Below are 10,601 nucleotides of genomic sequence, written 5' to 3' on the forward strand. Positions count from 1 at the left end.
GGCAGAACGCTTGTGAGTCCGTTCATTCCAAACGATCAAACCTTCCGATTGCGTTCCGATGATTAAAAATCGTTCTCCGCCAATGTGGTAGCGGGTGAGTTGAGAATAGTGGGTTTTATCCGGAAATTCATTCGGAAAGAATGCTTCCACCCGATCGGATTCGATGGTGTAGACCAACAATCCGTTTTGCCGTGTTGCAAGAAGGAGTTGCTTCGAATTTAACTGGAAAATCCCTTTGATCACCGGGCTTATTTTTTTGCCCCGAAAAGTCAATTGGCGCACATAAGACAATTTTCGGGTAAGCGGGTTCCAACGGATTAAGGAAGGATGATCTTCCGGACAAGTCCAGACCGTTCCATCCGGACTTCGGTAAAGCAACGGAAATGAATTACCACTCGTTTCCGGAAATTTTCGGAGCGGTTGCAGCTGATTTTTCTTCTTTTGAAAAATTTCCAGTCCGGTCCAGGAAGAAACAAGGATTTGGTTGGAACCAAGTACGGCAATTTTCCCCCATCCTTTGACCGGTTGAGAAAACCGTTGAATCGAATCTCCTGCAAAATCATAAAAAGCAATTCCGCGATCCGTATTGATCCAGATTCCTTTGTCCGCTTCTTCGTCCATGTCGATCACCCAATTGGCGGGAAGCCGCTTGTGTTTGATTTCCGTTTGCTGCTGAAAAGTTTCCCAACGATTGCCGTTAAACCGATTCAAACCATTGAGTGTTGCAATCCAGATTGTTCCTTTTTTATCCTGGAGCACATCGTAGCAATAGTTTGAAGTAAGGCCATCTTTCATGGAATAATTTTGAAAAACGGCATGCTCGAAAAGCAATGACGTGGTACGCTCCTGTCCGAAAACGGAATGAAACCATAACAGCAAACAAATCAGAGCGAAGTACTTCATTGATATTCAAAGATACGGAATAATGACCGAGTCAAAAATCACCTGAATTGGTGATTGTTTGCAGGAAGAAGGGACGTATGTTTGCCTTAGTTTAAAATCAACAAAATGAGACAAATATTACTAATGATAATCGGTGTTTTCACGTTTTGCAAGCTATCGGCTCAAACGGATTACATTCATACGGACGGAAAATATATTTTGGGTCCTTGCGGCGATACGCTGCATTTGAAAGGAATTAATTACGCACCCTACAACTGGGGAAATGAGATCAATGATCAACGAATTGCAGAAATAGCCCAAACAGGAGCAAATGCCGTTCGGATGCCCTGGTATTGGAGTAATCCCGGAGCAAATGTCTATTATGATTATGTGGCATTAGACAGTATTATCAGCAAATGTGTTCAGAACAAACTGATCGTGATTCTGGAATTACACGATTTCACCTGTGAAAATGATCCGAATGAACTGATTTCGGGTGCTGCCTGGTGGACAAATAACAGTGTGATTCCTATTCTGAACAGATACAAAGAAAGTATCATCGTCAATATCGCTAATGAAGCGTTGTATGTGAACTGGACCGGAAATCCGACAGCAGCGCTTGCAACGTATACCAGCACGTACCAAACCATTATCAGCAACCTGCGAAATGTTACTGGATTCAACTATCCTATCCTGATTGATGCTCCGGATTGCGGACAGAATTCGGACGTGTTTATTACTTCCAGTACGGCAGCAAATCTGATAAGTACGGATCCGAAACACAACCTGATTTTCAGTGCACACGCCTATTGGTATGCTTATGCGAATAACGACAGCACACAAATGGCGAATAAAGTAAATGCGGTATTGGCAGATCACATTCCGTTTGTTTTGGGAGAAGTTGCAAATCAACAAGACGATCAAACCATGTGTCAGTATACGCTCAATTACAAACCCTTGCTGCGTTATTGCGAAGCAAATAAAATCAATTGGCTTGCCTGGAGCTGGGACCGGGATATTTGTTCACAAAGACAGATGTCGACAAACGGAACCTTTGCATCATTGACAACCTACGGAAATGATCTGATCAACAATCCGGATTATGGATTGAGTACCCGTCCTGCAGCGAAAAGCGAATTTTTGGTCAACGGAGGATGTTCCACAGCGTTGGTTAATGAAACAGTTTTGTCCCGGATACATGTATATCCCAACCCGAATAACGGAACATTCAGTTTGAAAGCGGATCAACAGGAATTTGAAGTGAGCTGCTATGATCTGTTGGGAAATAAAGTCATGCTAAACAATCTTGGAAATTCCAACTATCAAATTCCTTCCTTACCGGGAGTTTACCTTCTGAAACTTCAAAGCGCAGAAGGAGAAGCAGTATCCCGTTTTATCGTTCGGTAATTCATTTGAAAACCATAAACAACATGAAAAAAGGATTGATTTTTCTGGCAATTACATTTTTTGCCTTTACTTCCTGCAAAAAAAAGGAAGTCATCAAAACGAATACGGTAGAAGTGGAAGCTGCGCCGTCTTTAACAGGAAATTGGGAAGGCTATTACGGCGGAAGAACCGTTTCTCCTTCGGGAGATACTTCTTTCTATAGCCCGGGTTACGGCTATTCCATGATTTTAAAATCAAACGGAACTGCGAATGTGTATAATACGCTGCTGGCAGATTCGACGAATGGTAGCACAGCGACTGGAACATGGGTTTATTCCACAAATAATACCATTGTTGTGAATTATACTTATGGACCAGGAGAAAGCTATTTTGTCCGGGCAGCTGTGGATTCGAAAATGCATGCCATAAACGGAAAATGGTATAATAGCAACGGGAGTGTAGGCGGTTTGTTTTACCTGGCTAAAAAGTAAAGGAAAGAATTACGGCATTTTGCACTATAGGAATTCAATTCATTACGTCAAATTGAAACGACAGGTAAACAGTTTAAATTCAGGTGATTAACTTCTTTTGGCTGTTAAATCTTCTCATTTCGCCTTTTTTGGCTATTTTGAATTGAAACTATGAATACCTTTGTGCATGCAAATAAATACCATTTGCGCAATAAAACTATGCAATACATACGACTCACGAGAAGTGACGACTTTACTAAGAAACTCTCCCAGCAAGTAGATGAATATCTCAAGAGAAATAATCTGAAGCGTTATGGCAACTGGCGAATTTTATTGAAAGTTCCGTTGATGTTCTCTTTATTCCTCCTTCCATATTTCCTGATGATTTTTGGTGTAATCGAAAATCATTGGCTGATGTTCTTCATGACCATGATCATGGGTGTCGGGATGGCCGGAATCGGACTTTCTATTATGCATGATGCAAATCACGGAGCATTCTCAAAATACAAATGGCTGAATAAAATCATGAGTTTTTCCATGGAAATTCTCGGTGGATTTAACCTGAACTGGCGTATTCAGCACAACGTATTACACCACAGTTTTACAAATGTACATGATATGGATGAAGACATCGATTCAATTGGATTGCTTCGTTTTTCTCCAAACATGCCGCGTAAAAAAGTACACCGTTTTCAGGTGTATTATGCCTGGTTCTTTTACGGATTTATGACTTTGTCGTGGATGACCAATAAGGACTTTATGCAATTGATCCGTTATAGTAAGGAAGGTTTGTTGCAAGCTCAGAATACGACGTTCAAAAAAGCAATGACACAATTGATTTTCTCGAAAATCCTCTATTATGCTTATGTAATCGCCGTTCCGTTATTGGTTATGGATGTAACCTGGTGGCAGGTGCTTCTTGGATTCTTTGTGATGCATTTCATTTGTGGAATTATACTGGCTTTTGTATTCCAGGTAGCACACGTAATGCCTGAAACAGAATTCATGACCAAAGATGGTTACACGGAGAAAAACGACGATATTTCATGGGCAAAGCATCAAATGATGACAACTGCGAATTTCGAGAACTGGAATCCATTATTGACATGGTATGTAGGAGGTTTGAACTATCAGATTGAACACCATTTGTTCCCGGACATCTCACATGTACATTATCCGAAAATCTCGAAAATTGTAAAAAAGACTGCCCAGGAATACGGAATTCAATACAATTATCACAAAACATTCGGTGCCGCAATTTTCAATCATTTGAGATTGTTAAAACAATTGGGGAGGGCTTAAAAGCTTTCGATAAAAAATAATAAAAAGGAAGAAGAGGACGCAATACATTGCGTCCTTTTTTGTTTTAACTTTAAAACGTATCCTTCAGATAAGAGTGTTTTTATGACAGAAAAAGAAAAATGTGCGGAGGGTTTGATGTACAACGCAAACTATGATGAAGAATTGATTCAGGAGCGGATTGCCTGCAAGGATTTGTGTCAGGAATACAACTTATTAAAAAGCTCTGATCTGGAAGGAAGAAATCAGAAAATCCGGGAAATAGTTGGAGTAGCAAAAGCGCATTTTCTGATCGAACAACCGTTCCTGTGCGATTATGGCTACAACATCGAAATCGGGGAGCACTTTTACAGCAATCACAACATGATCATCCTCGACGCTGCGAAAGTGACTTTTGGAGACCATGTCTTTATTGCGCCGAATTGTGGTTTTTACACTGCGGGTCATCCGGTTCATGTGAAGGAAAGAAATAAAGGATTGGAATATGCTTACCCGATTACTGTTGGAAACAATGTGTGGATCGGAGGAAATGTTATTGTTCTGCCGGGAGTTTCGATCGGTGATAATTCGATTATCGGAGCAGGAAGCGTTGTGAACAAAAGTATTCCGGAGAATGTTATTGCCGTTGGAAACCCTTGTAAAGTGATCAAAAAGATTGATGAGTAACTAAAAGCTAAAAGTATGGGACATGACCACTCACATCATCACGAAGTTGTTTTAAAAAAGGTCAACACGGCCTTTGTTGTGGGAATTACCCTCAATCTTTTGTTTGTGGTCATTGAAGCAGTTGTCGGGATTGCAATTGATTCTCTTTCCGTTTTATCTGATGCGGGACACAATCTCACCGATGTCGGAACGCTTGCACTATCCTTGCTTGCCTTCAAGCTGATGAAAATAAAGTCGACCAATCAATATACTTACGGTTACCGGAAAACGACTGTTTTGGTGGCTTTGTTCAATTCCATGCTTCTTTTAGTAACGATCGGAGCCATTGTTTATGGAGCCATCGACCGTTTTTTCCGTCCGCAGGAAGTTCCGGGTTTGTCTGTTTCCATCATCGCCGGAATCGGAATTATTATCAATTTTGGTACGGCCTTGTTGTTTTTGCGCAACAAAGAACAGGATATCAACGTGAAAAGTGCTTACCTGCATTTGGTCAGTGATGCGCTGGTTTCCGCAGGACTGGTCGTGGGTGGAATTGTCATTTACTATACGCATTTGTATTGGCTCGACAGTGTATTCAGTCTCATCATCGCTGCAATTATCCTCGTGAGCACCTGGAAACTGATGAAAGAAAGTCTGCGGCTGTCATTGGATGGAGTTCCGAGTAATATTCGTCTGGAAGAAGTGGTTTCTCTCATTCAGAAAGTAGAAGGAGTGAAAGAAGTTCATCATGTACACATCTGGCCTCTCAGTTCCACGGAAAACGCTATGACAGCTCATTTGATCCTGGATCAGTCAATCACTTCTGAACAGGAACCGGAATTGAAACATGAAATCCGGCATTTGCTGGAGCATCAGAATATCCAACACGTTACATTAGAGACTGAGCGGGAAGATTGTAAAACGGGGTCTTGTTGATGGGTCTTGAAAATCCTGCGCTGAATTCTCGAAGGAAAACCGGTGTTCCCCTTTCAAAAAGAGAATTCTATGATCTGTCTCTTTAATTTCCGGAGCAACCTTTACTTTTCAAAAGGGAAATTAAATAAAACCAAAAACCTTCTTTCTCCAAACAGATTGCTGTTCCGAAAAAGAAGGTTTCAGTAGGGGTGTAATTCAAAAATCTTAATGATCGGCAATGACTGCTTTGGATCCTTTTTTATAACGGATCAGGAATACTACCGGAACACAGATTAAGATCAAACTGGCAACCATGAAGAATCCGTGGTTGTAGCTCACGATCATTTGCTGCTTGGTCATTAAACCATCAATTGTTCTGTTAGCCATTTCCTGGGCTTCTGTCGAAGAGTATCCTTTCGACAAAAAGTTCTGTGTAAATAGCTGAATCCGTTCCGTTGCCGCATCACTGTATTGGTTGATGTACCCAATCATGTTTCCTCTTACAACTGCATTTGCATTCGTCAGATACACGTTAATCAGGGCAATTCCCACAGATCCACCCAACTGACGGATCATGTTTGCCAACCCGATTGCCTGAGGCATGTCTTTCGGATTCAGTCCTGAAACTGCCAATGACAGAATCGGAGACATCATGAAAGCCATTCCGAAACCACGTAGAATGAACGGAAGATAAAAGTTCCCTTCCGATGAATCCGGTGAAGAGAAAGCCAGCATCATCACAAAGGTGAAGGTCATGGTAATTCCCATCAGGATCACTGTTTTCGGATTCATGCCCGATCCCAGTAATTTGGCAACCAATGGCATGGCGACGGCCGTACAGAGTGCTCCAGGAATCATAAACATCCCGGTCTGTGTGGCTGTCCAGCCCAGGGAAATCTGCACAAACAGCGGGAAGATAAAGACTGTTCCGAAAAGCATCAATCCGAGCATGAAGTTCATAATCGAACCCATGATCATGTTGTAATTTTTATACAAGCGGATATTTACCGCCGGATAGTCGATGCTTAATTCCCGGATGATAAAAGCAGCCAAACTTCCCAGACCAACAATCGTCATTGCTGTGATTTCATGACTTTCAAACCAGTCTTCGGCAGTTCCTTCTTCCAATACATACTGGATCGAACCGATAGAGACAACCAGGAACAAAATCCCCCACCAGTCAATCCGCTTGGGTTTGACGGCCCCGGGTCGGTTGGTGACGTACGTATAACTTAGGATCGTTGCTACGATACCAATTGGAATGTTCACGAAGAAAATCCAGTGCCAGGAGAAGTTATCGGTAATGTACCCACCAAGAGTCGGTCCGAAGGTTGGTCCGAGAATGAGTCCCATTCCGAAAATAGCATTTGCTACAGAGATTTTTTCCGGCGGAAAAGCTCCGATGATAATGGATTGTGCTGTTGAAAGCAAACCACCACCACCTAAACCTTGTATAAAACGCCAGAAAACTAAGGTCCAGAGATTGGTGGATAAACCACACATCAGGGACGCTACCGTAAAGATCACAACGGAGCCGGTGAAGTAATTTCGACGACCGAAAAAGTCGCTGAGCATACTCGTAAGCGGAATAATAATCACATTGGAGATGGCATATGCTGTTACCACCCAGGCAATTTCAGTTGTTGTTGCTCCGACGTTACCACTGATCTCACGTAATGAAACGTTTACAATGGTTGTATCGAGAAGCTCTAAGATGGCACAACTGATTGCCGTAATGACTAAAATCCACTTTTCCGCTCCCGTCGGATATACGATGGGTGTTTTTAAAGCAGAAGTTTCCACAATTACTTAACTTTTACTGATACGTGCGCACTCAACCCCGGGAAAAGAATCTTAATCTCTTCTTTAGTCAAATGGTCGATCGTGATTTTTACAGGAACACGCTGAACGATTTTCACAAAGTTTCCGGTTGCATTGTCAGGAGGCAGCAAAGAGAATTTTGCTCCTGTTGCTCCAACAAATGAATTCAACTTACCATTCAGTTTAATGTGAGGATATGCGTCTACATGGATTTCAACCGGCTGACCGATTTTCATGTTTTCCAATTGTGTTTCCTTGAAGTTTGCAGTTACCCAAAGACTTGAATTATCAATCGCAGAACAAACAGACTGACCTGTAGAAACATATTGTCCTACTTCAATACTTCTTTTGGAAACAACACCATCACACGGAGCTTCGATTGTTGCATAATCCAATTGCGTCAATGCCAGTTTTAATTCTGCTTCACGCTGACGAATCATTGCTTCAGCCAAAGAAATCATGGATTGTTGTCCCAAAGCCTGAGATCGTACACCTGCAGATTGAGATTGAGATACTTTCAATTGTTTCAGGGCAGAATCATATTGAGCCTGCGCAACTTCCAATTCAGCGTTGCTGTTGTCCAATTCCGCCTGAGTGGAAGCTTTCGCAGCAAACATGTTTTTAGTGCGTTTGTTATCTTCTATTGCCTTGTTCAATTTCGCTTTTGCGGAATTGATGCTTTCCTGAGTTGTTTCAGTGGAGAAGATTGCCGCACTTGCATTTTGATTGGAAGCTGTTGCGTTGCTTTTTACCGCATTCAGGTTTGCTTTTGCATTTTCCAATGCCGCTTCTGCCTGAGCTACTTTCGCTTTGTATTCTGTATCATCAATTGTAACGAGCAACTGACCTTTTTTCACTTCCTGGTTATCTTCAAACAAGACTTCTTTCACGTATCCCGTGATAGCCGCACGAACAGGAATGATGTTTGCATCCAACTGAGCGTTATCCGTTGACTCTGTATTTCCACCCATCATGAAAACGACGATTCCCACGATAACTACAAGTACAATACCTCCAACAATGAACTTCATTTTTTTAGAGGAACCTTTTTCTTTTTTTTGTTTTGTCTTTTCCATTTGTGTTTCTTAAAATTTGATTGAACCTGATGTTGCGTTGATTGTTGAAATGGCATTCATACGTTTGATTTCGTGAACTTTCTTGTTGAGTTTTGCCTGAAGTTCAGCGTTTAGTTGAGATAAGTAATTAACAACTGTGATCTTGCCATTTTCCATTTGTGATGTAGCGGTTGTGGTTACGCTGTGTCTTTTCTCAATGATGATATCGTCTTTTTCGATCATCTGAGCCAATGCACTTAATTGAGCCGTTTGCGTATTCAAGGAAGATTCGATGTTGAACAAGAATGCTTCCTTTTGAATGTCAATCAGACTCTTGTTCAATTCAACTTTTGTTTTTTCTCTTTTCAATCCGTAAAGTGAACTGATGTTCCAACGGATAGTCAGGTTTGCACTTCCGAAAAAGCGAAGTTCCTGGTTGATGAAGTTCGGACCGGGACGACCGTAGTTTCCGGCAGCTCCTACAGTTACTTTCGGAATAGCGTTTACATTGATTTGCTTGAAACGCGCATCCAATAATTTCGATTGAAGATCAAAAATTTTCATTTCCGGACGTTGAATCTCAATACGTGCAGCCGTTCCGCCGATCGGAGTTTCCGAAAGAACGGTTGATTGATCAATGGGTTTTCCTGTAAACAAAGTCAATGTTTTGTAAAGACCGTCCAACTGGAACTTCGAATCGATGATGTTCTGATCTGTTTTCAGAATTTCCGCTTCCAATTCATCCAGGGAGCTTGCAAGAACCAACCCGTTGTCAACACCCGCTTTCATATTTGCCGCACGGTTGCTCAGGTCTTCTTTGTAAAGCTCCAGAATGCTTAAGTTCTCGCGACCAAGTAAAATATTGACATATAATTGATTGACACGTTCAACCAATTTGTAGAGTTCCACCTCATTTTGCTGAATCGTCAGTTCCGAACTTAACTTTTCAACGGTATGCTGAGATTTCGTTTGTCCTCCGTCAATAATGGTTTGCTCCAAACTCAATGAAGTCATGTAAGCATCGTGCGGGAATTTCAAATCCATTCCCGGGAAGTTGAATTGCACGACTTCCGTGTTGTAAGTTGCTTGCCCCATGAACGAAAGTTTCGGCAACCAGTTTTCGCGGATCGCCTTTTCATTTTGTTCCGTCTGCTGTAATGTAACTTCGTTTTGTTTGATGAGAGGATAGTTTTTCTTTGACCAGGAAATGCAGGAATCCAGCGAAATGGAGGTTTGCGAGAACCCTATTCCGACGGAAGCAAAACTTAGTACTGTCAGTAATTTGCGCATAATTGTGTATTTATTGAAATTTGAAGGAAATAAATTCTTTGACGGATTCTTTGATTCTGTTTTTAGAATCATCATCCCAATCATATCCGTTACTTTTCAGCACGACTCTGTAGAGCGGAGAGGCTAAAAAAGGATAAGCACAAAGTGAATGCAGATTGACCATGAACATGACCGGATCCATCGGGGGAATTTCCTTTTTCTCAATGGCTTCCTGAAGAATTGGAATCAGCAACGACTTGGGATGCTTGAGAGTCTTCACTTTTTCGTGAAACATTTGAGGGTTGATGGAAATCTCCTTGATGATGAACATGGACATTTGAGGATATTCGCTGAAAAAGGTGAAGATATTATCGACATACTGCATCAAACGCTCCTTGAGCGGAAGTGATTTATTTCCGATGACAGTCATTTGAGCGAAATATTTCTCCAGTGCTTTTTCAAAAACCGAATCGAAAAGCCTTTCCTTGCTTCTGAAATAATAATGCAGTAAGGCCTTATTAATTCCCGCTGTGTTTGCAATATCCTGCATGCGGGCACCATAAAGACCGTACTTCATGAAAACCTCTTTAGCTGCTTCCAGGATCTTTTCTTCCGTCGTTGAATCTTTTAATCCCATAGTTTAATTATAAGGTTTAACTAAATGGTTAAACTTTTTCGCAAAATTACAATGTTCATTTTCATTTTGCAATTTTTGATTGAAAAAAAATGTTATTAATTCACTATCGGGTAGGAATGACAAAGAACGAGGAAGAATATTTTTTGTTTTTTATAGTGGCTGTCTCAAAAACTCCGCAGGATTATCACGTGTTATTAACTGATTGAACTCTCTGAGTTCAAT

General features: G+C 41.3%; 10 protein-coding genes. 5 read left to right on the top strand and 5 right to left on the bottom strand.

Translation table 11 applies throughout. The annotated features are described in order from the left end of the window. Positions 1–903: two-component regulator propeller domain-containing protein (locus Q1V93_RS00360; RefSeq protein WP_300659870.1), on the bottom strand; the 903-nt coding region annotated here is incomplete at its 3' end. A 105-nt stretch (positions 904–1,008) separates the two neighbouring features. Between Q1V93_RS00360 and Q1V93_RS00365 the strand changes: the two genes are divergently transcribed. The 5 genes from Q1V93_RS00365 (at position 1,009) to Q1V93_RS00385 (ending at position 5,618) form a co-directional block, all read left to right on the top strand. After that, complete coding sequence (locus Q1V93_RS00365) at positions 1,009–2,289, top strand: cellulase family glycosylhydrolase (protein WP_300659873.1); 1,281 nt, start codon at positions 1,009–1,011, stop codon at positions 2,287–2,289. 23 nt (positions 2,290–2,312) lie between these two features. Beyond that, entirely contained in the window at positions 2,313–2,759 is a 447-nt protein-coding gene (locus Q1V93_RS00370) for a hypothetical protein (RefSeq protein ID WP_300659876.1), read from the top strand. Positions 2,760–2,957: 198 nt separating this feature from the next. Further along, the gene (locus Q1V93_RS00375; RefSeq protein ID WP_300659879.1) at positions 2,958–4,040 is read left to right on the top strand and encodes an acyl-CoA desaturase; all 1,083 of its coding nucleotides are present in this window, start codon (positions 2,958–2,960) and stop codon (positions 4,038–4,040) included. A 102-nt stretch (positions 4,041–4,142) separates the two neighbouring features. After that, complete coding sequence (locus Q1V93_RS00380) at positions 4,143–4,703, top strand: sugar O-acetyltransferase (protein WP_300659882.1); 561 nt, start codon at positions 4,143–4,145, stop codon at positions 4,701–4,703. 15 nt (positions 4,704–4,718) lie between these two features. After that, the gene (locus Q1V93_RS00385; RefSeq protein WP_300659884.1) at positions 4,719–5,618 is read left to right on the top strand and encodes a cation diffusion facilitator family transporter; all 900 of its coding nucleotides are present in this window, start codon (positions 4,719–4,721) and stop codon (positions 5,616–5,618) included. 204 nt (positions 5,619–5,822) lie between these two features. Here the strand turns inward: Q1V93_RS00385 and Q1V93_RS00390 are convergent, their stop codons facing one another. The 4 genes from Q1V93_RS00390 to Q1V93_RS00405 are packed head-to-tail and all read right to left on the bottom strand — an operon-like array spanning position 5,823 to position 10,379. After that, positions 5,823–7,400, bottom strand: coding sequence for a DHA2 family efflux MFS transporter permease subunit (locus tag Q1V93_RS00390; RefSeq protein WP_300659887.1), 1,578 nt, complete (start codon positions 7,398–7,400; stop codon positions 5,823–5,825). Between the two features lie 2 nt (positions 7,401–7,402). After that, positions 7,403–8,449 carry an HlyD family secretion protein gene (locus tag Q1V93_RS00395; protein ID WP_300659890.1) on the bottom strand — a complete coding sequence of 349 codons (1,047 nt, stop codon included), beginning with the start codon at positions 8,447–8,449 and terminating at the stop codon, positions 7,403–7,405. 54 nt (positions 8,450–8,503) lie between these two features. Continuing rightward, positions 8,504–9,763, bottom strand: a complete 1,260-nt coding sequence (locus tag Q1V93_RS00400) for a TolC family protein (RefSeq protein WP_300659893.1) — start codon at positions 9,761–9,763, stop codon at positions 8,504–8,506. Positions 9,764–9,773: 10 nt separating this feature from the next. Continuing rightward, entirely contained in the window at positions 9,774–10,379 is a 606-nt protein-coding gene (locus tag Q1V93_RS00405; RefSeq protein ID WP_300659896.1) for a TetR family transcriptional regulator, read from the bottom strand. Positions 10,380–10,601: the final 222 nt, after the last annotated feature.

Source organism: Fluviicola sp. (assembly GCF_030151805.1).
Taxonomy (GTDB): Bacteria; Bacteroidota; Bacteroidia; order Flavobacteriales_D; family Crocinitomicaceae; genus Fluviicola.